At 65.0% G+C, this 23,103-nt stretch carries 20 protein-coding genes; 5 read left to right on the top strand and 15 right to left on the bottom strand.

The genetic code is table 11. The features are described from left to right. Positions 1-12: 12 nt before the first annotated feature. The 3 genes from DEM26_RS07125 to DEM26_RS07115 form a co-directional block, all read right to left on the bottom strand. Positions 13-1,407: a pyruvate dehydrogenase complex E1 component subunit beta gene (locus DEM26_RS07125; protein ID WP_075775015.1), complete on the bottom strand. Its 1,395-nt coding sequence runs from the start codon at positions 1,405-1,407 to the stop codon at positions 13-15. 14 nt (positions 1,408-1,421) lie between these two features. After that, positions 1,422-2,447, bottom strand: a complete 1,026-nt coding sequence (gene pdhA, locus DEM26_RS07120) for a pyruvate dehydrogenase (acetyl-transferring) E1 component subunit alpha (RefSeq protein WP_075775014.1) — start codon at positions 2,445-2,447, stop codon at positions 1,422-1,424. Between the two features lie 182 nt (positions 2,448-2,629). After that, on the bottom strand, positions 2,630-2,926 hold the full coding sequence (locus DEM26_RS07115) for an FtsB family cell division protein (RefSeq protein ID WP_075775013.1): 297 nt from the start codon (positions 2,924-2,926) through the stop codon (positions 2,630-2,632). Positions 2,927-3,285: 359 nt separating this feature from the next. Here DEM26_RS07115 and DEM26_RS20340 point away from each other — a divergent pair, with 359 nt between their 5' ends. Further along, positions 3,286-3,441 carry a hypothetical protein gene (locus DEM26_RS20340; RefSeq protein ID WP_157771584.1) on the top strand — a complete coding sequence of 52 codons (156 nt, stop codon included), beginning with the start codon at positions 3,286-3,288 and terminating at the stop codon, positions 3,439-3,441. A gap of 17 nt (positions 3,442-3,458) precedes the next feature. Here DEM26_RS20340 and DEM26_RS07105 read toward each other — a convergent pair whose 3' ends face one another. From DEM26_RS07105 to DEM26_RS07060, 10 genes are all read right to left on the bottom strand, one after another. Beyond that, positions 3,459-5,003, bottom strand: coding sequence for a hypothetical protein (locus tag DEM26_RS07105; protein WP_146194438.1), 1,545 nt, complete (start codon positions 5,001-5,003; stop codon positions 3,459-3,461). A gap of 62 nt (positions 5,004-5,065) precedes the next feature. Continuing rightward, complete coding sequence (locus DEM26_RS07100) at positions 5,066-6,184, bottom strand: protein-glutamate methylesterase/protein-glutamine glutaminase (RefSeq protein WP_199224638.1); 1,119 nt, start codon at positions 6,182-6,184, stop codon at positions 5,066-5,068. Continuing rightward, a complete protein-coding gene (locus tag DEM26_RS07095; RefSeq protein WP_109172028.1) occupies positions 6,181-7,035 on the bottom strand; it encodes a CheR family methyltransferase in 855 nt (284 codons plus the stop codon). The genes DEM26_RS07100 and DEM26_RS07095 overlap by 4 nt, the downstream gene beginning before the upstream one ends. A 2-nt stretch (positions 7,036-7,037) precedes the next feature. Then, on the bottom strand, positions 7,038-7,520 hold the full coding sequence (locus tag DEM26_RS07090) for a chemotaxis protein CheW (protein ID WP_088723355.1): 483 nt from the start codon (positions 7,518-7,520) through the stop codon (positions 7,038-7,040). 34 nt (positions 7,521-7,554) lie between these two features. Beyond that, entirely contained in the window at positions 7,555-9,228 is a 1,674-nt protein-coding gene (locus DEM26_RS07085) for a methyl-accepting chemotaxis protein (protein ID WP_109172027.1), read from the bottom strand. Further along, complete coding sequence (locus tag DEM26_RS07080; RefSeq protein WP_109172026.1) at positions 9,228-9,764, bottom strand: chemotaxis protein CheW; 537 nt, start codon at positions 9,762-9,764, stop codon at positions 9,228-9,230. The genes DEM26_RS07085 and DEM26_RS07080 overlap by 1 nt, the downstream gene beginning before the upstream one ends. Further along, entirely contained in the window at positions 9,761-11,695 is a 1,935-nt protein-coding gene (locus DEM26_RS07075; protein ID WP_109172025.1) for a chemotaxis protein CheA, read from the bottom strand. Before DEM26_RS07075 ends, DEM26_RS07080 begins: the two co-directional genes overlap by 4 nt. Beyond that, positions 11,692-12,060, bottom strand: coding sequence for a response regulator (locus tag DEM26_RS07070; RefSeq protein ID WP_088718483.1), 369 nt, complete (start codon positions 12,058-12,060; stop codon positions 11,692-11,694). Before DEM26_RS07070 ends, DEM26_RS07075 begins: the two co-directional genes overlap by 4 nt. Positions 12,061-12,705: 645 nt before the next feature. Continuing rightward, complete coding sequence (locus DEM26_RS07065; RefSeq protein ID WP_088718484.1) at positions 12,706-13,599, bottom strand: fructose bisphosphate aldolase; 894 nt, start codon at positions 13,597-13,599, stop codon at positions 12,706-12,708. Positions 13,600-13,834: 235 nt separating this feature from the next. Then, positions 13,835-15,031 (bottom strand): phosphoglycerate kinase, encoded by a 1,197-nt coding sequence (locus tag DEM26_RS07060; RefSeq protein WP_075775002.1) that lies wholly within the window; start codon positions 15,029-15,031, stop codon positions 13,835-13,837. Between the two features lie 180 nt (positions 15,032-15,211). Between DEM26_RS07060 and DEM26_RS07055 the strand changes: the two genes are divergently transcribed. Further along, positions 15,212-15,718: a peptidylprolyl isomerase gene (locus DEM26_RS07055; protein ID WP_075775001.1), complete on the top strand. Its 507-nt coding sequence runs from the start codon at positions 15,212-15,214 to the stop codon at positions 15,716-15,718. Further along, positions 15,711-16,316: a peptidylprolyl isomerase gene (locus DEM26_RS07050; protein ID WP_075775000.1), complete on the top strand. Its 606-nt coding sequence runs from the start codon at positions 15,711-15,713 to the stop codon at positions 16,314-16,316. Before DEM26_RS07055 ends, DEM26_RS07050 begins: the two co-directional genes overlap by 8 nt. Positions 16,317-16,493: 177 nt before the next feature. On the opposite strand, the gene DEM26_RS07045 is transcribed toward DEM26_RS07050, so the two are convergent. Beyond that, positions 16,494-17,429, bottom strand: a complete 936-nt coding sequence (locus DEM26_RS07045) for a nucleoside hydrolase (protein WP_088718486.1) — start codon at positions 17,427-17,429, stop codon at positions 16,494-16,496. 195 nt (positions 17,430-17,624) lie between these two features. Here DEM26_RS07045 and DEM26_RS07040 point away from each other — a divergent pair, with 195 nt between their 5' ends. Beyond that, positions 17,625-18,398 carry a hypothetical protein gene (locus DEM26_RS07040; RefSeq protein ID WP_088724405.1) on the top strand — a complete coding sequence of 258 codons (774 nt, stop codon included), beginning with the start codon at positions 17,625-17,627 and terminating at the stop codon, positions 18,396-18,398. Between the two features lie 83 nt (positions 18,399-18,481). Here DEM26_RS07040 and DEM26_RS07035 read toward each other — a convergent pair whose 3' ends face one another. Further along, entirely contained in the window at positions 18,482-19,483 is a 1,002-nt protein-coding gene (locus DEM26_RS07035; RefSeq protein ID WP_233243044.1) for a Fe(3+) ABC transporter substrate-binding protein, read from the bottom strand. Between the two features lie 234 nt (positions 19,484-19,717). Here DEM26_RS07035 and DEM26_RS07030 point away from each other — a divergent pair, with 234 nt between their 5' ends. Continuing rightward, positions 19,718-23,092: a transglutaminase family protein gene (locus DEM26_RS07030; RefSeq protein ID WP_109172024.1), complete on the top strand. Its 3,375-nt coding sequence runs from the start codon at positions 19,718-19,720 to the stop codon at positions 23,090-23,092. The last annotated feature ends 11 nt before the right edge of the window (positions 23,093-23,103 follow it).

Raw genomic sequence — 23,103 nt, 5'->3', positions numbered from 1 at the left:
TGCGCTATCCCCTTACCGGTAGGTGACTTTTTTGACCGCATCGACGACCTCGTCGGAGGTCACGAGCGCCAGTTTCTCGAGGTTCGCCGCGTAGGGCATGGGCACGTCCTTGCCGGTGCAGTTGATCACCGGGGCGTCGAGCCAGTCGAAGGCGCGCTCCATGATCACGGCCGACAGGTGGTTGCCGAAGCTCGCGACGGGGAAGCCTTCCTCGACGGTCACGCAGCGGTTGGTCTTGCGCACCGAGGCGAGCACCGTGTCGTAATCCACCGGGCGCAGGGTGCGCAGGTCGATCACTTCGGCGTCGATGCCCTCTTTCTCGAGCTTGTCGGCGGCTTCGAGCGCGTGGCTCATACCGATGCCCCAGCTGACGATGGTGACATCCGCGCCTTCGCGCCAGATCTTCGCCTTGCCGAAGGGGATCGTGAAGTCCTCCAGATCCGGTACCTCGAAGCTCCGCCCGTAGAGGATCTCGTTTTCGAGGAAGATCACCGGGTTCGGATCGCGGATCGCGGTTTTCAGCAGGCCCTTCGCATCGGCCGCCGAGTAGGGCTGCACGACTTTCAGGCCCGGAACATGGGCATACCATGCGCCGTAATCCTGGCTGTGCTGTGCCGCCACGCGGGCCGCAGCACCGTTCGGACCGCGGAACACCATCGGTGCGCCCATCTGGCCGCCCGACATGTAGAGCGTCTTCGCTGCCGAGTTGATGATCTGGTCCATCGCCTGCATGGCGAAGTTGAAGGTCATGAATTCGACGATCGGGCGCAGGCCACCGAAGGCCGCACCGACGCCGAGACCGGCGAAACCATGCTCGGTGATGGGCGTATCGATCACGCGGCGGTCGCCGAACTCGTCGAGCAGGCCCTGCGTGACCTTGTAGGCGCCCTGATATTCCGCGACTTCCTCACCCATCACGAAGACGGTGTCGTCGGCGCGCATTTCTTCGGCCATTGCATCACGCAGCGCCTCGCGGACGGTTTGCGTCTTCATCGGCGTGCCTTCGGGCCAATCCGGCGTGGTGTCGGGCTTGGGCATGTCGTCGCCGTCGTCCGAGGACTTCGCCTTGGCCGGAGTTTTCGCGGGTTCGTCGCTGTCGTCGCTCTCGGCGGCGTCCGACCCGGTGTCGGGCGCTTCGGCCTCTTCCGCGGCGGAGGCGTCTTCGCCTTCTTCCAGCAGAACCGCGATCGGGTCGTTGACCTTCACGCCGGAGGTGCCTTCGGCGACGAGGATCTTGCCCAGCGTGCCTTCGTCGACCGCTTCGAATTCCATCGTGGCCTTGTCGGTCTCGATCTCGGCGATGATGTCACCGGCCGAAATCTCGTCGCCCTCTTTCTTGAGCCATTTCGCCAGCGTGCCCTCTTCCATCGTGGGCGAGAGCGCGGGCATCAGAATCTTGGTTGCCATCTGTCTTTCCCCCCTCAGGCGTTCTGCGGCGCGACATCAGTGTAGATGTCGGTGTAAAGTTCATCCACGGAGGGCTCCGGGCTCTCCTTGGCGAAATCGGCGGCGCCGTTGACGATCGCCTTGATATCCTTGTCGACCTGCTTGAGCTCGTCCTCGGTCGCGTGCTTGCCGGTCAACAGAAGCTGACGGACCTGCTCGATCGCGTCACGCTCTTCGCGCATCTTCTGCACTTCTTCGCGGGTCCGGTATTTCGCCGGGTCCGACATCGAGTGGCCGCGATAGCGATAGGTCTTGATCTCGAGGATGTAGGGGCCCTTGCCCGCGCGGCAGTGCGCGACGGCCTTCTCGCCAGCCTGCTTCACCGCCAGCACGTCCATCCCGTCGACTTCCTCGCCGGAGATGCCGTAGGCGATGCCGCGCTCGTAGAAGTCGGGCGACTTGGTCGCGCGCTTCACGCTGGTGCCCATCGCGTACTGGTTGTTCTCGATCACGAAAACGACCGGAAGATCCCAGAGCTGCGCCATATTGTAGGTCTCTGCGACCTGACCCTGGTTCGCCGCACCGTCGCCGAAATAGGTGAAGGTGACGTTGTCGTTGCCCTTGTACTTATCCGCGAAGGCGAGGCCCGCACCGATCGGCACCTGCGCCGCGACGATGCCGTGGCCGCCGTAGAAATGCTTCTCTTTCGAGAACATGTGCATCGAGCCGCCCTTGCCCTTCGAGTAACCGCCGTCGCGGCCCGTGAGCTCGGCCATGACGCCTTTCGGGTCCATCCCGCAGGCGAGCATGTGCCCGTGGTCGCGATAGGAGGTGACGCGCTTGTCGCCTTCCTTCGCCGCAGCCTCGAGGCCGACGACCACCGCTTCCTGTCCGATATAGAGGTGGCAGAAGCCGCCGATCAGACCCATGCCGTAGAGCTGACCGGCCTTCTCTTCGAAGCGCCGGATCAGCAGCATGTCGTGGTAATATTGCTTGAGTTCCTCGGCCGAGACATTCGCGCCCGCTTTGGCGCCGCTCGCCGAGCCTTTCCGTGCTGCCATTGGTCAGACCTCCCTTGGCCGGAATAGTTTAGCGTTAAACCATTCCTTACAGCAATGCCGGGCCGAAGGCAATGACCCCGCGGCATCGCAGGGCGGGAATGGCGCTCACGTTTCAACTAGGGCCGGTGAGGCAGTTTTCGAGCGATGTTTGTGCCGCAAAAACGGGCAGGCCGAGTAGCCTCTCAGCGGATCACGATCTCGTCGGAGCGCATCGCGCCCAGCACTTCGCGCGCCTGACTGTCGAGAAGATCCAGATCGAGGTAATCGTCGGAGAGGCGATGGGTCAGGTTGGCCATCCGGTCGACCTTGGCGCGCAGCGCATCGCGCTCGGCGCGCTTGGCGTCGATCTCCGCTTCGATCTGCACGCGGCTGAGAATGCCGTAGCGTCCCTGTACGGCGGCAAAGGCGAAATAGGCGCCGAGCACCACCGCCACGGTCACGAAAATCAGAGGCCCGATCGTGGGGCGTCTCATAACCATTGTCCTGCCTCTCTTCCGTATCGGCCGCGCTCCGTCCCCCGGAGCCGCGTCCTGACCTCTGCCGGGCCCTGTATCTCGAATCATGTCACATGTGATTCGTCATTGGAATCCCCCCTGCGATCAATTCTGCAAAGATTCCGCGCAGAGTTGCGTGTCGGCGAATTGTCTCGCATGCACCGCCCTTGGTTGCGCACAAACTTGTTCCCACCCGCGCATCTGGCTACGCAGGCGCTAATGGAAACGCGCGCATGTGAGCATCTCCGGATTCATCGAGGCGATCGGATCGAAGAAGATTCGGCTCTTCGGCATCACCGCGTCCCCCGCCGCCGATGCGCGACGGTCCGGCCCTCGTCGCTATCGTGAAGACTATCGGTGATTACATCCTCGAATGGCTGGAAACGCACACGGTGACCGGCGCGCGCCACGTCTGTCTCTACGACACTGGCTGCACCGACGATACGCTGGCGAAGATCGGCACACGATACGCTTCAGCGCCCGGGCGCTGGAACCGGTGACTGAATATGCGGATACCTCAGAAGAAGATGTCCTCGGCCTCCTGTGCCACGGATACGAAATCCGCCGAGGATGACGGGAAGACCCCGGCATGCACCTCGCGCTCTGCGGGCATGGTGTAACTCGCCTCGACCGCGTCCAAAAAGCTGGCGATTTCGTTCGAAATCTCGCCCTGGAAGGCATTGTTCGTGTTCGGAGGAAGCGCCGATCGTGCTTCGCTCAGCAAGCGCACCAACGCGGCCCGGCTATCCCGCAGGGGACCATCGCGGTCGGCGCGGACCATATCTGTCATGCCGTCCAGCGCGGCGCCGAGTTCTGCCGCGAGGCTCTCCATGGCCCTGACCGCAGAGATATCCGCGCCGCTCTGCTCGTCCGGGGAAAGGAAGACCGCGGCGCTCGACTCCTGCAACAGGGCCAGGCGGACGATCCCGGCGATCCCGGCCGCGATCTCGAGTGTGCAGTCGCGCAGCTGCTCTGACACTTCGAGCGTCGCTCCGCCGTCCGGCCCCAGACGGCCGGAGACCAGGGTCGCGTTTATCCCGAGCAGCTGGATGCGTTCGTCGAGACGGGATATTTCCGCGGCGGACGCGGCACTGCGGGCGTAAAGGGCCGAGAGCGCGGCCATGTCCGGCGCGATCCGATCACGCTGCGCTGCAAGTTGCTCTGCCCCGGTCGCCAGCCGGCGGGCGCGTTCGGCCACGCCGGCCAGTGATCTTGCCAAGGGAGCCTCGGCGATGCCGGCGAGTTCGACGCGCGCGTTTTCGACCTGCACTCCCATCCGATCGAACTCCGGCAGGGCGGCCTCGATGCCCATCCCCAAGTCGTCGATCGCCGCGTGCAGCTGTCGCTGCGCGAGCGCCCGGGCGGCAGGTCTTACGCCCGCCGGACCGGCCTCGCCGCGCGCCGCTATCGCCTCGACATGTTCCAGCCTCTGCCGCGCCGCGTCACCGCATTGAAGATGGGTCACCGCGCTTTGAAGGGCGGATCCGAGACGTTGCCGCGCTTCTCCGACCTGTTCCACGGCCCGGAGCGGCAAGGAATTGCCACGCAGCGCACGGAGCAGAGCAGAGATTTCCCTTCGAACATCCCCGATGTCTTGCGCGGTCCGTTTCATGCCGCGGATCTCAGGGGCGAGGTGGGCCAGCTGCCGGTCGCCCTGCGCCAGTTCCTCCCCCAGCTCTGCCACCGCGCGATCGATCCTGTCGAGGATTGTCCGGGCCTCCGTGGCGAAGCGCGCCAACGACCCCTCGTTCATGGCGCGGCTGACGACGAGGGCATTGGTCGCGATCATTCGCGCAAGCCGAATTCTGCGGACCTGAGCGGGGATCAGAGCACGGATCTCTGCGGCATTGCCGAGCAGCATTTCGGCCGCCTCGTCGAGCATGCCGAACTGGGCTTCGACCTGTTCGAGGAGCGTCCCGACGTCGCGCGCTGCCTCGTCGAGCCGTTTCAATCCCTCCTGGCCGGACGCCTCGGAGACGCGTCCCAGCATGGTCTGCATCGTGCCGAGATCGTCGAGCCGTGCGAATAGCGCGGTCGATGCATTCAGGAAGACGGCTTCCAACTCGCCCGCCAGCTGCGCCGAAACTGTTCGGAGGGCGGCAAGCGACCGCGTGATATCATCGGTCATGCCGCACCGACCCGCATCTCGTACCGCGCGATCTCCGTCGCCAGCCCCTGCAGCGGAACCGCCCGTTCAGCGGCGCCGATGCGCATCGCCTCACCGGGCATCCCCCACACGACCGAGGTCGGCTTGTCCTGAGCGATGGTCTGGGCGCCGACCGCCCGCATCTCGGCCAGCCCGCGCGCGCCGTCATCGCCCATGCCCGTCATCAGGATCCCAAGCGCCGCCGGCCCGGCGGCGATCGCCGCCGAGCGGAACAGAACATCCACTGAAGGTCGATGCCGTGCGACATAGGGCCCATCGAGAATCCCCACGCGATAGCCCGCGCCTTGCCGCCGCAGAATGAGGTGGCGATCGCCCGGTGCGATCAGCACGCTGCCCGGGACTGGGCGGTCGCCATCCACCGCCTCGCTGACACTGACCGAACAGAGACCATCGAGCCGCCGGGCGAAGGCCGCTGTGAATTTCTCCGGCATGTGCTGGACGATCACGACCGGTGGCGTCGTCGGGGCAAGCCGCGGAAGCAGCGTCGCCAGCGCCTCCGTCCCCCCGGTCGAAGCGCCGATCACCACGAGCGGCCCGACGCCGGAGGGGATCGGCGCGCCGGGACGTGGCGGAGGCAGGATGACGTCGGCCGTAAGTTTCGGCCCAGGCGAGAGCTGGGTCGGCTCTGCCTTCAGTCGGGCGGACGCGCGATCGCCGAAGCCGCGAAGTCCGCCTGCCTTCGCAGCGGCGCGTACGGCATCGGAGAGCCGAATCTGTGCTTCCTGCCGGGCCTCGGGCGTGGTCAGGCGCGGCTTGCCCACGACCTCGCGGGCCCCAATTTCCAGCGCGCGCATCGCGGCATGCGAGCCGGCATCGGTATGGCTCGAACAGACGACGACGGGCAGCGGGTGCTGTGCCATTATCTTGGCCAGAAAAGTCAGCCCATTCATACGCGGCAATTCCAGATCCAGCAGCATCACATCGGGCAGCGCATCGCGCATTTTCTCGGCCGCGTCGAAAGCATCGCGGGCGGTCGCGGTCACCCGAATGGCCGGATCCGCGCCCAGAAGTTCGCACAGCGCCTTTCGCGCGGAGGCGCTGTCCTCGACGATCAGAACCTTGATCTGCGCCATCATGTTGCTCCTTCGTTGCGGAACACGCCGGGGGCCATCTGAACGAGCGAAGGCACCTGCACGATCATGGACTCGGAATGGCCGACGATCAGGTAGCCGCCGCGACGCAGGTGTCGGGCCAGCGCGGCGAGCACCCGGTGCTGCGTCGGCGGGTCGAAATAGATCAGGACGTTGCGCAGCATGACAACGTCCAGACCGGTTTCGATTGGATAGGGTATCTCCATCAGGTTCATCGGTGCGAACCGGACCCGCGCACGGAGTTCCGGCACAATTCGTGCCTGCCGAACCGGGCCTTTCCTGCCCTGCATGAGATAGGCGTCGCGCAATGCCGGGGGGACCGGCTCCAGATCCGATAGCGGAAAGACGGCGTTTTGCGCGATCTGCAGCACCCGGTGAGAGATGTCGGTGCCGAGTATGGCCCAATCCAGCCGGCGATGAGCCTGTGCCGCGCGGGCCAGCAGCATTGCCGCCGACCAGGCTTCGGCCCCGGTCGAGGCTGCCGCGCTCCAGAGCCGGAACCGGACCGTCCGTCCAGCGGGCGCAGGCGCGAGGCATTCGGGAATGATACGCTCCTCCAGAAAGCGGTAATGTGCCGGCTCCCGGAAGAAGTCGGTCTTGTTGGTGGTTATCAGATCGATGATTTGGGGCAATTCTTCGCGCATTGCTCCATCGTCGAACAGGTGACCGAGATATGCGTCCAGCGTGGGGAGGCCGAGCGCGACCATACGCTTGCGCAGGCGCGACTCGATCATCACGTTTTTAGACTCCCGCAACCGGATGCCGCTGACCTCGTGAACGAGGTCGCGGAACCGATCGAGCCTGGCGTGGCTGGTGCTGGTTGCCGCGTCTACCATTGTCAGGCGGCGAGTGCGGCCGACGCGAGAACAGCGACATCGTCCGCGAAGAGCCCTTCGACATCCAGCACTGTCACGAAGGCGCCGTCACGACGACCGATGCCGGCCACCATAGATTCGTGCCATTTCAGCAAATCCGCCTCGGCCAGCGGCCGGGTGACAGCCTCGTCGAGCTCTGTCACCTCGATTACCTGGTCGACCCGGAGCCCGACACTGTGATCGGCGTCACCATCGCCGCGCAGCCCCAAGACAATGATCCGCGTATCTGGCGCGTCATCGCAGTCGGGGCGTCCCAGAAGACGGCGCAGATCGATCACCGGTACCGAAGCGCCGCGCCGGTCGATCAGCCCCAGCAGATGTGCGGGCGTTCGGGGCAGTGGAGTGATTGGCCGCACGTCCAGAATTTCGACCACGGGCGCAACGGGCAGAGCGAAAAGCGTGTCCGCCAGTCCGAAGGTGACGACGGTACGGTGGTTCTGTGTCATGTCTTCACATCCTTGCTGTGGGACTTGTGTCTGATCATGCAGCGTTGCGGCCGGCCCGGGTGAACTGAGCATCCAGCTCGTCCTCGCTGACGGTCATGTCGAAATCGAAGCCACCGGACTTGGGTGGCGATTTGGGCTGCGCGGTCGATGCCCGTCGTTGCGGTTTGCGGCCGGTGGACGTGGACGACGCCGCGTGCCCGGCGGGAGCGGCCATCCCGTCAGCCAGCCGGAACAGCGACATCGTCGCGCGCAGTGTCTCGGCCTGAGCCGACAGCTCTTCGGCGGTCGACGACAACTGCTCGGACGCCGAAGTATTTTCCTGGGTGACCTTGTCCAGCTGCTGGATCGCCAGATTCACCTGTGTGGCGCCGGTGGCCAGTTCCTGACTGGCGCCGCTGATCTGGCTGACCAGTTCGGCGGTGCGTTCAATGTCGGGGACCAGACCGTCGAGCATCCGGCCGGCATCCTCGGCAGCCTTGACCGTGTCCGAAGACAGTCCGCTGATCTCCCCGGCCGCGGTTTGGCTGCGCTCCGCCAGCTTACGCACCTCGGAAGCGACCACGGCGAAGCCTCGGCCATGTTCACCTGCGCGCGCGGCTTCGACCGCCGCGTTGAGAGCCAGGAGGTCGGTCTGGCGCGCAATTTCCTGCACCACCATGATGCGCTCGGCAATGGTCTGCATCGCAGTTACGGCGCGCGACACCGCCAAGCCCGAAGCCCGGGCGTCCTCGGCGGATTTCTTGGCCATGCCCTCGGTTTCGGACGCGTTCTCGGCCGTCTGCTTGATGCTGGCGGTCATCTGCTCCATCGAGCTCGACGCCTCCTCGGTCGAAGAGGCCTGCTCAGTCGCGCCCTGGCTGAGTTGTTCTGACGTGCTCGCCATCTCGCCGGCGCCCGAGGCGACGTTGCTGGCACCGCCGGTAACTTCGCCGACGATGTCACGCAGCTTCTCGACCATGATGTTCTGCGCGCGCAGCAGATCGGTCACCTCGTCGTTGCCGCGCAACGTGGCCGTTTGCGTCAGATCGCCGTCCGAGACGCGGCGCGCCAGTTCGATCGAGCGATTCAGCCCGCGCGAGATCGTCATCACGATCCACGTGGCTGTCAGGGCGCCGAGCACCACGGCGGCGATCATCAACCCGATCACGGTCTGTCGCGCTTTGGCGTAGAGCGCATCGGTGTTCCGGATCGCCTCGGCCATGATGGCATGGTTGGAAGCCAAAATTGCGTCGAGGCTTGTCTGCATTTCGGTCCACTGGGCTTGTCCATCGCTCGACACGAGCCGGTAGCCCGACAAAGCCCCGTCGTTGTCGGCCATGCCCATCGCGCGATTGTTGATGTCGCGCAGCTTGGCGTTGATGTCGGTATAGGTGGCGATTTCCGCCTTGCCCTCGGGTGTTGCCAGGGCAAGCAGGTCGGTGACCAAAGCGTCATGGGCCTTTCGCCCGGCCGCGAGTTCGCTGCGCAATTCGGTCCGCATGGAAGCGCGTTCGCTCAGCAGATATTCCCGCACGTTGCGCTGGATGCGCAACTGCTCAGCATTCAGTTGCTGGGACAATTCGATCCTGCGCGCGGAGTTGTTGACCAGCTCGCCCAAACGATCGTTGAGGCGTCCGAGATCGCGGATCGCGAATGCGAGGCCAGTGCCAGCGAGGGCAATCAGAAGAATGAATGTGGCGGCCAGTTTGAGTTTCAAGGTAAATCGCATCAGGCATGCTCCGGTTGCGGTGTGGACCCCGCGGACGTTGCGCCGGGCCTTTCTGGTTGGGCGGTTCGCCCGATGAGAAAATCGCCGAAGATCGTCGACAGGTCGGGTATCGTGACGAAGCGGCCGGACCAGCGTCCGACGGCGGCGACGTAGCGGGGCGGCCAGCGGCTGCCGACCGGAGGTATGCGTTCGATGGATTCGGGCGGGATGCGCGTGACCTCATGCACGCTGTCGGCGAGGATGCCGACAATGCTGCGCTGGTCTTCGAGATCGAGATCGAGGACCAGAACACGGGCCGCGATCCCCCCGGTGGCGCGCGGCATTCTCAGCGGAACCCGCAGGTCGGCGAGCGGCACCACGGCGCCGCGAACGTTGATCAACCCGGCGACGAAATCGGGCGCACCGGGCACGCGGGTCATGGCGCCCGGTTCGAGTACCTCGCGTAGCTGCGCTGTCGGGGCCGCCAGTGTTTCACCGGCGAGGTGAAAGGTGACGAGATCACCGTCGAGCGCGCGGGGGTCGCTGTTCAGGGTCATGCCGCCTCCTGACCGGTTTCGGCCTCGCTATGGCCGCGCGCGACCAGTTGCGGGACGTCGAGGATCAGCGCCACCGCGCCATCGCCCAGAATCGTCGCGCCGGAGAATGCCTTGAGTCCGGCATGCAGCGGCGAGAGCTGCTTGATGACGGTCTGATTGGTGCCGATGATGCGGTCCACCACCAGTCCGACGCGGCCATCGCTGCTGGTCACGACGATCACCTTCTGATGCGGGCCGGGGGCGCCGGGGCTGTCCAGCAGATGGCGCAGGCGCAGGAAGGGCACCAGGCTGTCGCGAATGTCGAGAAATGCGTTGCCGCTGTCGGGCATGGCCATCTCGGCGGGAAGCTCGACGATTTCATCCACCGCGGCCAGCGGAATCACGAAACGTTCGTTCGCCACCTCGATCAGCAGACCGTCGACGATGGCGAGGGTCAGCGGCAGGCGCAGGGTAACCGTCGTGCCGTGGCCGGGTTCGCTCGTGACCTCGAGCGTCCCGCGCAGCGCCTCGATCGTGCGGCGCACCACGTCCATGCCGACTCCGCGCCCCGACAGCTCAGTCACCGTGGCCGCTGTCGAGAAGCCCGGAACGAAGATGAGTTGGAAGAGCGCCTCGTCGCTCAGGTCGGCGGTTTCGGCGATCAGCCCGCGCTCCACGGCCCGGTCGCGGATCGCGGCACGGTCGAGACCGCGTCCGTCGTCGCCAAGCGAGATCAGCACCTCGGCCCCGGAGTAGCGGGCCTTCAACCGGATTTCTCCGGTCTCGGGCTTACCCATCGCGCGCCGGGTCGCCGCATCCTCCAGACCGTGGTCGGCGGCGTTGCGGATGATATGCATGAGCGGGTCCGTCAACCGCTCGACAACGGTCTTGTCCAGCTCGGTCTCCTCGCCCTCGACCGTGAAAGTGAGCGACTTTCCCAGACTGCCGGTCAGATCATGGACCAGCCGGCGGAAGCGTCCCGTGATCGCGCCGATCGGGGTCATGCGGATCGACATCGTCGTGTCGCGCATCGCCGTGGTCAGGCGCTGAATGTCTTCGGCCACCGCGATCAGCCCGGGGTCGCCGGACTGTGAGGCCAGTTCGATCAGCCGGGCCTCTGCGATCACCAGTTCCCCGACACGGTCCATCATGTCGTTGAGGCGCTCGGCCGGCACCCGCATGAGCGCACCGGAGCCGCGGCTAGCCCCCTCCGCGGACCGGGCCGGCGCCGGATCGGTTGCGGGTTCCTGTTCCGGGGCCGTAGATTCCTTGCTCGCGCGTTGCGGGGGCAGGGGGTCCGCCGGTTCCGACGACTCGAGTTCGAGGCGGAGGCCGTTCTCGTGGAACAGGAAGACGCCGCGGATATCGTCCTCGGTCGCGGTTGAGTCGATCCACGCCTCCCATCCGAGGTAGAGCTGCAGCGGGTCCAGCGCATCGAGGGGCGGAATCTCGTCGGTCAAGGCAAGGATCTGCGCCGCGCCAAGGTGTTGCAATTCCTCCAGTACCAGTTCTGGTCGGCCGCCCAGCGTTGGCGTGTCCGGTGGCAGGAAAAAACGCAGGTGCCTGCCGGGCGCGGCCGGCGGAGCGTCGGAGGTGAGATGGTCGGCGAGCCGCTTGAGGATGGCGTTGCCGTCATCGCGCGCAGCCCCGGATAGCAGGCCGGCAACGTGATCGCGTGCCGCGAGACTGATCGTGATCAGGTCTTCGTCCACCGGCACCGTCCCCTCACGTACGGCAACGAATGCCGTCTCGAAGTCATGCAGGAAACCGGCGATGTCGGTGCGCCCGAACATCGCGCCGGATCCCTTGAGGGTATGCAGATCGCGGAAAACCCCGTCGATCAGCCCACGGTCCCCCGGGGCGTCCTGCAAGGCCAGCAACTGCTGCTCCAGGCTTTCCACGAGGCTCTCGGCCTCCGCGCGGAAGGTGTCGAGAGAGTCTTCGTCCATCATGTCCCCACCACCTTGCCGATTACCGAAAGGAGTTTCTGCTGGTCGAACGGCTTCACCATCCAGCCGATGGCTCCCGCCGCGCGGGCCTTGTCCTTGATCGCGGCTGCGGTTTCGGTCGACAGGAAGACGATTGGCACGCCGAGGTTGGCGGGGCGTGCCCGGAATGCCTGGCAGAACCCCAGCCCGTCGAGCCGGGGCATGTTCTGGTCCGTGATGACCGCATCGAAGCTACGGGTCCGGCTGATGTCCAGCGCGTCCTGCCCGTCCACCGCAGTGGCCACGTCGTAGCCAGCGCTCTTCAAGGTCGTGGCGATCATTTGTCGGACTGACAGGGAGTCGTCGACCACCAGAATACTGCGTGTCATCTATTGAAACCTCAGTCGGAATTCGAAGGCGTCTCGGAAAGCGCGCGCGGAAAGAGATGACCGGAGCCTCGCGACCGAGATCGCGGCGCAATCGGGGAAGTTGCGGAGGCGCCAGCCCCGTAACGTCGAGCCGGAGGCATCGGGAGTCGGTTGCATGAACGAGACCTCGTGTTTCTTGGGCCGGGAACAAAGCGGTCACACGAGGCATAGCAACGCCGCCTTAAGGCTTCCCTAAAAACGCCGCTGAATTTGCCGCCGTCTCGATCGGAGAAACGAAACCGCTGGGAATCGCGGTGCGAGGGGAGTGGATATGCGTGGCGGCGGCGACCACGCCAGCGCTCTGCGCTGTTTCACCGGTGCGAACCCCAAGGCGAACGCGCCGCAAGAGACACGACAGACCCGCTTTGCGCGGGCTCCGCGTGGAGGCTCGCCGAGCATGAAAAGGGGCTGCCGCGCCTTAGGTCTGGTAAGAAGAAAAAGAGGGCGCGGTAGGTTCCGCGCCCTCTCAGCGTTCATCGTCTACCCACCGATCCCATCGGCGCGGCAGCGGGTATGCGCATGCCGTTGCCTCCATTCCGACACGGCGTCGGAGGTGTCCAACCGGCAGCTATGAATCGGGCAGAGCCCCTTGATCGGTAACCGATCTTACCCGGCCACAGACGCCGCATGGATCGAGGTGATCGCATCTTCCAGCATCGCGTTGAATTCCTCGTCCGACTGCTGGGCCGAGAGGCCCTCGGTCAGCGCGCGCGAGAAGGACGCGATCATGCCGGTGTTCTTGGCCAGCTTCTCGTTCGCCTCGTCGCGCGAATAGCCGCCCGAGAGCGCCACGACCTTCAGCACCTTCGGGTGGTCGACCAGCGGCTTGTAGCGGTTCGGCTCGGTCGGCAGCGAGAGCTTCAGCATCACCTGCTTGCCCTCGGGCACCGCGTCGAGATGGCTCAGGATCTCGGCCAGCAGCATCTGCTCGGCCTCGTCCTTGTCGGAGATCGAGATCGTCACTTCCGGCTCGAGGATCGGCACGAGTCCGTGGCTGAGCACCTGCATCCCGAGCTCGAACTGCTGATCGACGATCGCCTTGATGCCGCCGACATTGGCCGCGGAGATCACCGAGCGCTCCTTGGTGCCGAAGATGCCCGCCTTCACGGCACGCTCGAGCAGAGCGTCGAGGTTCGGGATCGGCTTCATCAGCTGCACGCCGTGCTCCTCGGCCTCGAGGCCCTTGTCGATCTTCAGGAAGGGCACCACACCGCGCTTTTCCCAAAGATAGGTGGCGGTGGGGGTGCCGTCGATGTCACGATCCATCGTCTGCTCGAACAGGATCGCGCCCACCACTTTCTCGCCGGTGAAGGCGGGGGATTTGATGATCCGCGAGCGCATCTGGTGGATCAGGTCGAACATCTCGTCTTCGCTGTTATAGGCATCTTCCTCGATGCCGTAGAGCCGCAGCGCCTTGGGGGTGGAGCCGCCCGACTGGTCGAGGGCCGCGATGAAGCCGTTGCCCTCGCGCATCTGCTCGGTCTGCTTGGCGTTGGACATGGGAATTCCTCCTGCGGGATATAGGGTCGTCTGAAGGGATAGTTTCCGCGCCGGGGCGATGCAACGCTGGTGACGCTAACATATCGAAACGGCGCGCATTTTGGCGTGTCCTCGCCGGCCCCGCCCTCGCGCGCCTTGAAACGCTGCGCGAAAAGACAAGGCCGGGGCGCTTTCGCAGCCCCGGCCCGATCCGTTTGCTCTTTCCTGTCTCCCGCCCGTTTTCAGGGCGCGCGGCTCAGCTTTGCTGGTCGAGCGCCGCCACTCCGGGCAGGACCTTGCCTTCCATCCATTCGAGGAAGGCACCGCCAGCGGTAGAGATATAGGAGAAATCCTTCGCCGCACCGGCCTTGTTGAGCGCGGCCACCGTGTCGCCGCCGCCCGCGACCGAGATCAGCTTCTCCTCGCGCGTCAGCTCGGCCGCTTTCGCCGCCGCCGCATTGGTCGCCGCATCGAAGGGTGCGATCTCGAAGGCGCCGAGCGGACCGTTCCAGATCAGCGTGCGCGAGTTCTCGAAGACCTTACTGATTTCCTCGACCGATTTCGGTCCGGCATCGAGGATCATCGCATCCGCGGGGCAGGCGTCATTGGCCACGGTCTCGTTCTCGGCCCCCGCCTTGAACTCGCGCGCCACGACCACGTCGACGGGCAGGTGAATCTTGCAGCCCGCAGCCTTGGCCTTCTCCATGATCTCCTTCGCCGTGTCGGCCATGTCGCGCTCGGCCAGCGATTTGCCGACGTCGATGCCTTGCGCCACGAGGAAGGTGTTCGCCATGCCGCCGCCGATGATCAGGTGATCGACCTTCGCCACCAGATTTCCGAGCAGGTCGAGCTTGGTCGAGACCTTCGCCCCGCCCACGACTGCCGTCACCGGACGCTCGGGATCGCCAAGCGCCGCCTCGAGGGCTTTCAGCTCGGCCTCCATCAGGCGACCGGCCGCGGCGGGCAGGATCTTCGCGATGCCTTCGGTCGATGCGTGCGCCCGGTGCGCGGCCGAGAAGGCGTCGTTGACATAGACCTCGCCAAGCGCGCCCATCTCGGCGGCCAGCATGGGGTCGTTCTTCTCTTCGCCGGCGTGGAAACGGGTGTTCTCCAGCAGCAGAACCTCGCCCTTCTGCAGCGCGCCCACGGCTTCCTTCGCAGGGCCGCCGATGCAGTCCTTGGCGAATTTCACCGGAAAGCCGAACGCCTTCTCCAGCGCGGGCACCAGCGGCTCGAGGCTCATTTCCGGCACGACCTGCCCCTTGGGGCGCCCGAAATGCGCCAGCAGCACCGGCTTGCCGCCCTTCGACATGATGTCCTGCACGGTCGGCACGATCTTCTCGATCCGCGTCGCGTCGGTCACTTTTCCGTTCTCCACGGGCACGTTGATATCCACGCGCACCAGCACGACCTTGCCGTCCAGATCGACCTCGTCGAGGGTTTTCCAAGCCATGATATCACTCTCCCAATCTGCGCAGGGGGCCACCGCGAATGTGGCCCGCTCCCGCGGCTTGCGTTCTTCTTGCCTGCGGCGATGGGTCGCGTCAACACGGCGGACCGAACTGCGGCGCTTTGTCCTTGCCGCGCAAGGGCCTCGCTCCTATGGTCGGCCCAAATTTCAACGGAGGACCCAATGGCCGATATCAAGGATCCCGAGAACACGATCATCATCGAGCTCAAGGACGGGCCGGTCGTGATCGAGCTGCTCAGCGACGTCGCCCCGAAACATGCCGAGCGCATGAAGCAGCTCGCCCGCGACGGCGCCTATGACAACGTGGCCTTCCACCGCGTGATCGAGGGCTTCATGGCCCAGACCGGCGATGTCGCGAACGCCAATATGGAAAAGGACTACAATCCGGGCCGTGCGGGCACGGGCGGGTCGCAATATCCCGACCTTCCGGCGGAATTCTCGAAGCTGCCGCATGATCGCGGGACGCTGGGCGCTGCGCGCTCGCAGAACCCGAACTCGGCCAATTCGCAGTTCTTCATCAACTTCAAGGACAACCACTTCCTGAACGGTCAATACACGGTCTATGGCCGCGTGATTTCGGGGATGGAGCATGTCGACAAGATCGCGCGCGGCGAGCCGCCGGCGAACCCCGACCGGATGATCTCGGTGAAGGTGGCCGCCGATGCGTAATATCCTGCGCCGCACCGTCCTCGCCGCCGCCGCGAGTCTCGTCGTCTCGGCGCCCGCCGCCTTCGCGCAAGACAGCTCTGGCGTGCCGGATACCGGCGGGCCGAAGCTCGTGCTGCAGATCGGCGGTCAGACCGAAGGCAAGGTCGTGATCGACCTGCTCACCGACAAGGCCCCGAAAGCCGCCGAACGGCTGATGAAGCTCGCCAAGGAAGGCAAATACGACGATGTCGTCTTCCACCGCGTGATCGACGGCTTCATGGCCCAGACGGGCGATGTGCAATTCGGCAAGAAGGGCGGAGATACCTCGATGGCCGGGATGGGCGGCTCCGATCTGCCCGACCTTCCGGCGGAATTCTCGAACATCTCCTTTCAGCGCGGCATCGTGGGCATGGCCCGCTCCGCCGATCCGAACTCGGCAAATTCGCAGTTCTTCATCATGTTCGCCCCCGCGCCCCATCTCGACGGTCAATATACCGTCGTGGGTCATGTCGTGAGCGGCATGGACGTGGTCGACAAGATCAAGAAGGGCGACGCGGCGCGCAACGGCGTGGTCGAGGATCCCGATTACATCGTCAAGGCGACGGTGGAAGACAAGTAAGACGGGCAAGGGGGCTACGGCCCCCTTTCTCATGCGCAGGCAGTCACTTTCGGCTTGGCCCAAATATCCCCGGGGGTGAGGCGGGATCAGCGGCCTTCCAGTGGAAGGACGCCCCGGCGAACGCCCGAAGCGCAAGCGAAGGGCCGTCAGCGCGGGGGCAGCACCCCCCCCCAGCTGTCACAGGCGCGCGATGCGCTCGGTCAGGAGCGTGTAGAACCCTTCCGCGTCCAGATCGCCCATGAACATCGCATTCGGCGCCCGGTCGGTCACGCGCCACCAGTCGGCGACGGTCATGCCCATGGTCAGCTCCGACGTGGTTTCGATCTCGACATTGATATGCCGCCCTGTGAACAGGTCGGGCTTGAGCAGATAGGCGATCACGCATGGGTCGTGCAGCGGCGCGCCCTCGGAGCCGTATTTTGCCATGTCGAAGCGCTCGAAGAAATCGGTCCAGCTGGCGACCGCATGGCCGACGCGGGTGCCGAGATTGCGGAACGCCTCGACGCGGGCGCGGGTGGTGAGCGCCTTATGCGTCACGTCGAGCGGCATCACCACCAGAGGCACGCCGGATGTGAACACTATCTCGGCGGCCTGCGGGTCGACATGAATGTTGAATTCGGCGGCGGGCGTCGTGTTGCCCACCTCGAAATAGGCGCCGCCCATCAGCACGATCTCGGCGATCTTCTCGGCGATATCGGGGGCGCGGCGCAAGGCGGTCGCGATATTGGTGAGCGGGCCCAGCGGGCAGAGCGTGACGCTGCCTGCGGGATGGTCGCGCAGCGTCTCGATCAGGAAATCGACCGCATGCTGGTCCTGCAGCGGCATCTGAGGCTCGGGCAGTTCGATCCCGTCGAGCCCGGTCTTGCCGTGGACATATTCCGCCGTGACCAGTTCGCGCGCGAGCGGCCGGTCGCAGCCCGCATAGACCGGCACATCCGTGCGTCCGGCAAGTTCGCACACCACGCGCGCGTTCTTGGATGTCAGCGGCAGCGGCACGTTTCCGGCGACGCAGGTGATGCCCAGGACTTCCAGCTCGGGGCTGGCCAGAGCCAGCAGGATCGCCACCGCGTCATCCTGGCCGGGATCGGTGTCGATGATGATCTTGCGCGCCATGTTCGCCTCCTTCGTGGGTTCCGCGCGACCTTGGCGCGGCGGCGCGGCGATGTCCAGATATGGGGGCGGATGACGGTGAGGCGCACCAAATCAACAATACCTATGCGTGTGTTCGCCCCGAAGCTTTCCAGCCACCGGCCACATTTGGCCACATTCGGTCTTTAGACAAATTGCTGCAGGGAAGGACACCCAGACATGAACCAGCATCACGTTTTCATTGCAGCGCCCGCTTCGGGGGGGATGAGTGGCCGGATGGCCCGCACGCTTGGCTGCGGACAGGACGCTCTGGCCCGCGCAGGCTATGGGCAGGCCGTGATCGGAGCAGCAGCCAGTGGCCGTGTCCATCTTGATTCGCAATTGATCGGCGATGCGGCGGCGGGGCTCTATCACCTCTTCGCCCGAGCCCAGGAACGGGCCGAGCGGTTTCGCGCAGCGCTGGCCGGGACGGTCGGTCGCGTGGTGCTCTACGCGCCGAGCTACGAAGACTATTACCCGGCGCTCTGGCGTGACCTCGCCGCCCGCCGCCCGCTCAAGCCCTTCGCCGAGCTGACGCCGCGCCTGATGGCGCGCCCGCGTCGCTGGGTCGATGTGGTGCGTGATCTGAAGGCGGGGCTCGATCCCCGCGAGATCATCGTCTTGCCGCATGGCTCGCAGATCGGCGAGGCGCTGGCGGCGCTGGTGCCGGGCGCGTCGCTCGAGCCCGCGCCCGATGCCGAACCCAACCATTCCGATACGGTGATTGCGATGATGCAGCGTCTGCATCATTCGGGCGTCGTGATCGGGCCGAAGCAGAAACGCCGTCTGGCGCGGTTCCACGAGCATCAGCCGCAGGGCACGCCGATTGCGGAGTTCGACGCGCTCGACCGGGTCTCGCTGCAGCGCCGCTACGAGCAGGATCTGGAGCAGATGGCTGCCATCGACGGCGTGCGCATCGGCCCCGACGAAGCGTTGCAGATCGCCGCCCAGTAAACGGTTCGGTTCGCTCCTTTGCGAGAATGAAAAAAGCGGCGCCTTCTGGACGCCGCTTTCTCTTTTCGGAGGCACGCCTGCGATCAGCCGTCGAGATCGACCTCGTCGATCAGCTTCAGCGCGGTCGGGCGCAGTTCTGCCAGCTTCGCGAGGTCCAGCGTATCGGGCGTGAACTCGCCCCAGCTTTGCACCAGCTCGGACCGCGCAACGCCCGGCTTGATCGGGAATTCGTGGTTGGTCTGAGCGTAGATTTCCTGCGCTTCATCGGAGACGAGGAATTCCATCAGCTTGAGCGCGTCTTCGCGGTTCGGCGCAGATTTGGTCATCGCCATGCCCGAGACGTTCATATGCGTGCCGCCTTCCTCGAAGACCGGGAAGGTGATGCGCACGGAATTGGCCCATTGCGCCTGCTCGGGATCGGCGAGCATCTGGCCCATGTAATAGGTATTGCCCAGCGAAATGTCGCATTCGCCCGCCCAGATCGATTTCACCTGGCTGCGGTCATTGCCTTCGGGCGTCTTGGCGAGGTTCGCTTTCAGCCCTTCGAGCCATTCCTTGGTCGCCTCTTCGCCGTGATGGGCGAGATAGGCGGAGGTCAGCGCGACGTTGTAATCCGAGGTGAAGGAGCGGGTGCAGATGCGGCCCTTCCATTTCTCGGAGGCGAGGTCTTCATAGGTCGTAACCTCGCCATCGGCCACGCGCTCTTTCGAGGCATAGACGATGCGCGCCCGCGAGGTCAGGCCGAACCAGTGGTTCTCCGGATCGCGGAATTCGGCGGGGATCGCGTCTTGCAGCGCCGGGGCCTCGACCGCCTGCGTCACGTCGGCATTCACCACTTCGCTCAGCCGCGCGATATCGACGGTCAGAACCAGATCGGCGGGGGAGCGGTCGCCCTCGGCTTTGAGACGCTCGACCATGCCTTTCTCGACATAGGCGATGTTCACCGCGATCCCGGTCTCTTCGGTGAAGGCGTCGAGCACGGGCTGGATCAATTCAGGCTGGCGGTGGGAGTAGATGTTCACATCCGCAAGCGTCGGCGTGGCGAGGGCCGTGCCCATCAGGGCGAGGGCGAGGGTCCGGGTCATTGAAGTCTCCATTCGCGTTTTCGTGAGCGAAGAGGTAACGGCGGTTCACGAAGGCGTCAATGCCTGAGTGAAATAATCGGAAATAATTTGCCGGCGCGCTTCCTGCCTCATTATTGGGCGTTCGATTTCGCAATAAGCAGGGGCAGGGCGTATTTTTCGAAATTGTTCCTTTCACCGATGCTCTCGCTCCGTCATCGTGAAGAAACGCGACATCCTATTGCGGGAGCGAGACTTATGGCGATCCATGCCAGCATCTATCACTTGACCCATTACCAATATGACCGCCCGGTGACGCTCGGCCCGCAGATCATCCGCCTGCGTCCCGCGCCGCATTCGCGCACCCGGGTGATCTCGCATTCGCTCAAGGTCTCGCCCGGCGGGCATTTCGTGAATCACCAGCAGGACCCCTATGGCAACTGGCTTGCGCGCTTCGTCTTCCCCGAGCCGGTTACCGAGCTGAAGATCGAAGTGGACCTCACGGCGGATATGACCGTCTACAACCCGTTCGACTTCTTCACCGAGGAATATGCCGAGGAATGGCCCTTCGACTACCCCGAGGAGCTGCGCGACGATCTGTCGATCTACCGCACGCCCGAGCCGGAGGGCCCGCGTCTGGCGCAGTTCATCGGCGAGATCGACTACACGATCAAAGGGACGGTCAATTTCCTCGTCGCGCTCAATGCGCATATCTCGAAGGTCGTCGATTACACGATCCGCATGGATCCCGGCGTGCAGACGCCAGAGGAGACCTTGGAGAAATGCTCGGGCTCGTGCCGGGACAGCTCGTGGCTACTGGTTCAGGTACTGCGCCATCTCGGCTTCGCGGCGCGGTTCGTCTCGGGCTACCTGATCCAGCTGAAGCCCGATCTGGAGGCGCTCGACGGGCCGTCTGGCACCGATCACGACTTCACCGACCTGCACGCGTGGTGCGAAGTGTTCATCCCCGGCGCGGGCTGGATCGGGCTTGACCCGACATCGGGCCTTCTGACCGGGGAGAGCCATATCCCGCTGGCCGCCACTCCGCATTTCCGCAACGCCGCCCCGATCTCGGGGGGCTTTTCCTCGGTCGGCAGCCCGGAGGTGAGTTTCGCTTTCGACATGACGGTGGACCGGGTGGCCGAACATCCTCGCATCACCAAGCCGTTCTCCGACGAGGCATGGAAGCGGCTCAATGCGTTGGGGCGCGAGGTGGATGAAAGCCTGAAGGCGGGCGATGTGCGCCTGACGATGGGGGGAGAGCCGACCTTCGTCTCCATCGACGATTTCGAGAGCGACGAGTGGAACACCGCCGCCGTGGGCCCGCAAAAGCGCGCGCTGGCCGATGAGCTGATCCGGCGGCTGCGCGACCGCTTCGCGCCGGGGGGCTTTCTGCATTACGGGCAGGGCAAATGGTATCCGGGCGAAAGCTTGCCGCGCTGGACCTTCTCGCTCTACTGGCGGCGCGACGGCAAGCCGATCTGGCGCGACGAAGATCTGATCGCCAAGGAGGGCGACAAGACCGGCGCGGGCCCGGAGGAGGCCGGCACGCTGATGCGCGGCATCGCGGAGCATTTGGGGATCGAGCCCGATCACGCGCAGCCCGCCTATGAAGACCCGGCTGAATGGATGCTCAAGGAAGGCAACCTGCCAGAGAACGTCACGCCCGAAGACAGCAAGCTGAAGAACCCCGAGGATCGCGCCCGTTTCGCCCGGGTCTTCAATCGCGGGCTGGAGACGCCCACGGGCTACATCCTGCCGGTGCAGCGCTGGCAGGCCAAGGCGCAGCCCGGCCATCGCTGGCGCTCGGAGAAGTGGAAGACCCGGCGCGGCAAGCTGTTCCTGATCCCCGGGGACAGCCCTGCCGGGTTCCGTCTGCCGCTGGGCGCGCTGCCCTATGTGCCGCCCGCGCAATATCCCTATCACTACGTCACCGATACCTCGCTGCCCAAAGGCGATTTGCCCGATTTCCATGCCGAGATGGAGAAGGCCGTCGCGAAGGGGTTGGTCGACAAGCCCACCGAGGAACACAGCCAGCCCGTCTCCGAGGCGCAATCGGCCGAGCCGGGCCAGACCATCGTGGAGCAGGATCTGGATACGATCGACGGCGTCGTGCGCACCGCGATCTCGGTCGAGCCGCGCGACGGGCGGCTGTGCGTCTTCATGCCGCCGACCGAGGATCTGGAGGACTATCTCGAACTGATCGCCGCCGCCGAGGAAAGCGCCAAGGCGATGGGGCTGCCGATCCATATCGAAGGCTACGCCCCGCCGCATGACCCGCGCCTCAACGTGATCCGGGTCGCGCCCGATCCCGGGGTGATCGAGGTGAATATCCATCCCGCTCATAGCTGGGAGGACTGCGTCGCCACCACCGAGGCGATCTATGAGGAGGCCCGCCAGTCCCGGCTGGGGGCCGACAAGTTCATGATCGACGGGCGCCATACCGGCACGGGGGGCGGCAACCATGTGGTTGTCGGCGGGGAGACGCTGCTCGACAGTCCCTTCCTGCGTCGCCCCGATCTGCTGAAATCGCTGATCCTGATCTGGCAGCGGCACCCGTCGCTGTCCTACCTGTTCTCAGGGTTGTTCATCGGTCCGACCAGCCAAGCCCCGCGGATCGACGAGGCGCGGCACGATACGCTCTACGAGCTGGAAATTGCGCTGAGCCAGATCCATCCGCCCGAGGCAGGCAACGTCCCGCCGCCGTGGCTGGTGGACCGGCTGCTGCGCAACATGCTGACCGACGTCACCGGGAACACCCACCGCGCCGAGATCTGCATCGACAAGATGTTCTCGCCCGACGGGCCCACGGGGCGACTTGGCCTCGTCGAATTTCGCGGCTTCGAGATGCCGCCGGACCCGCGCATGTCGCTGGCCCAGCAGCTTCTGTTGCGGGCCATCATCGCGCGGTGCTGGAATGCACCGGTAGAGGGGCGTCCGGTGCGCTGGGGTACGGTGCTGCATGACCGCTTCATGTTGCCGCATTACCTGTGGGAGGATTTCACCGATCTTCTCGCCGATCTGCGCCGCCACGGTTTCGATCTCGATCCGCAATGGTTCGAGGCGCAATCGGAGTTCCGCTTCCCATTCTGCGGTCAGATCGAGGCGGAAGGCGTGCACTTGGAGATCCGTCAGGCGCTGGAGCCGTGGCATGTGTTGGGGGAGACCGGCGCCATTGGCGGTACGGTTCGCTATACCGACAGCTCGGTGGAGCGTCTGCAGGTGAAAATGACTTCGCTCCATCAGGACCGCTACAGGGTGATGTGCAACCGTCGCCCCATGCCGCTGGCGCGGACGCAGGAGAGCGGGGTCTCGGTCGCCGGGGTACGGTTCAAGGCATGGCAACCTGCAGAGGCGCTGCATCCGACGCTGCCGGTCAATGCGCCGCTGACCTTCGACATCTATGACGACTGGACGGGCAGGGCGATCGGGGGCTGCGTATACCACGTGGCCCATCCGGGGGGGCGCAACTACGATACCTTCCCGGTGAACGGCAACGAGGCGGAAGCCCGCCGATTGGCGCGCTTCGAGGGGCACGGTCACACGCCGGGGGCCTATCGTCCGGAACCGGAGACCCCCCACCCGGAGTTTCCCCTGACGCTTGACCTGCGACGTCCTGTCGGGCTGAGTTGATCCGAGCCTAA

This window comes from Thioclava sp. NG1, from assembly GCF_003122275.1.
GTDB lineage: Bacteria > Pseudomonadota > Alphaproteobacteria > Rhodobacterales > Rhodobacteraceae > Thioclava > Thioclava nitratireducens.
This window is presented reverse-complemented; position numbering and strand designations above follow the sequence as displayed.

What these genes read in the sequence shown, in the direction of transcription:
- DEM26_RS07125 (WP_075775015.1), bottom strand. Translation starts at nt 1,407, where the DNA reads ATGGCAACCAAGATTCTGATGCCCGCGCTCTCGCCCACGATGGAAGAG.
- pdhA (WP_075775014.1), bottom strand. Translation starts at nt 2,447, where the DNA reads ATGGCAGCACGGAAAGGCTCGGCGAGCGGCGCCAAAGCGGGCGCGAAT.
- DEM26_RS07115 (WP_075775013.1), bottom strand. Translation starts at nt 2,926, where the DNA reads ATGGTTATGAGACGCCCCACGATCGGGCCTCTGATTTTCGTGACCGTG.
- DEM26_RS07100 (WP_199224638.1), bottom strand. Translation starts at nt 6,184, where the DNA reads ATGATGGCGCAGATCAAGGTTCTGATCGTCGAGGACAGCGCCTCCGCG.
- DEM26_RS07095 (WP_109172028.1), bottom strand. Translation starts at nt 7,035, where the DNA reads ATGGTAGACGCGGCAACCAGCACCAGCCACGCCAGGCTCGATCGGTTC.
- DEM26_RS07090 (WP_088723355.1), bottom strand. Translation starts at nt 7,520, where the DNA reads ATGACACAGAACCACCGTACCGTCGTCACCTTCGGACTGGCGGACACG.
- DEM26_RS07085 (WP_109172027.1), bottom strand. Translation starts at nt 9,228, where the DNA reads ATGCGATTTACCTTGAAACTCAAACTGGCCGCCACATTCATTCTTCTG.
- DEM26_RS07080 (WP_109172026.1), bottom strand. Translation starts at nt 9,764, where the DNA reads ATGACCCTGAACAGCGACCCCCGCGCGCTCGACGGTGATCTCGTCACC.
- DEM26_RS07075 (WP_109172025.1), bottom strand. Translation starts at nt 11,695, where the DNA reads ATGATGGACGAAGACTCTCTCGACACCTTCCGCGCGGAGGCCGAGAGC.
- DEM26_RS07070 (WP_088718483.1), bottom strand. Translation starts at nt 12,060, where the DNA reads ATGACACGCAGTATTCTGGTGGTCGACGACTCCCTGTCAGTCCGACAA.
- DEM26_RS07065 (WP_088718484.1), bottom strand. Translation starts at nt 13,599, where the DNA reads ATGTCCAACGCCAAGCAGACCGAGCAGATGCGCGAGGGCAACGGCTTC.
- DEM26_RS07060 (WP_075775002.1), bottom strand. Translation starts at nt 15,031, where the DNA reads ATGGCTTGGAAAACCCTCGACGAGGTCGATCTGGACGGCAAGGTCGTG.
- DEM26_RS07055 (WP_075775001.1), top strand. Translation starts at nt 15,212, where the DNA reads ATGGCCGATATCAAGGATCCCGAGAACACGATCATCATCGAGCTCAAG.
- DEM26_RS07050 (WP_075775000.1), top strand. Translation starts at nt 15,711, where the DNA reads ATGCGTAATATCCTGCGCCGCACCGTCCTCGCCGCCGCCGCGAGTCTC.
- DEM26_RS07045 (WP_088718486.1), bottom strand. Translation starts at nt 17,429, where the DNA reads ATGGCGCGCAAGATCATCATCGACACCGATCCCGGCCAGGATGACGCG.
- DEM26_RS07040 (WP_088724405.1), top strand. Translation starts at nt 17,625, where the DNA reads ATGAACCAGCATCACGTTTTCATTGCAGCGCCCGCTTCGGGGGGGATG.
- DEM26_RS07035 (WP_233243044.1), bottom strand. Translation starts at nt 19,483, where the DNA reads ATGACCCGGACCCTCGCCCTCGCCCTGATGGGCACGGCCCTCGCCACG.
- DEM26_RS07030 (WP_109172024.1), top strand. Translation starts at nt 19,718, where the DNA reads ATGGCGATCCATGCCAGCATCTATCACTTGACCCATTACCAATATGAC.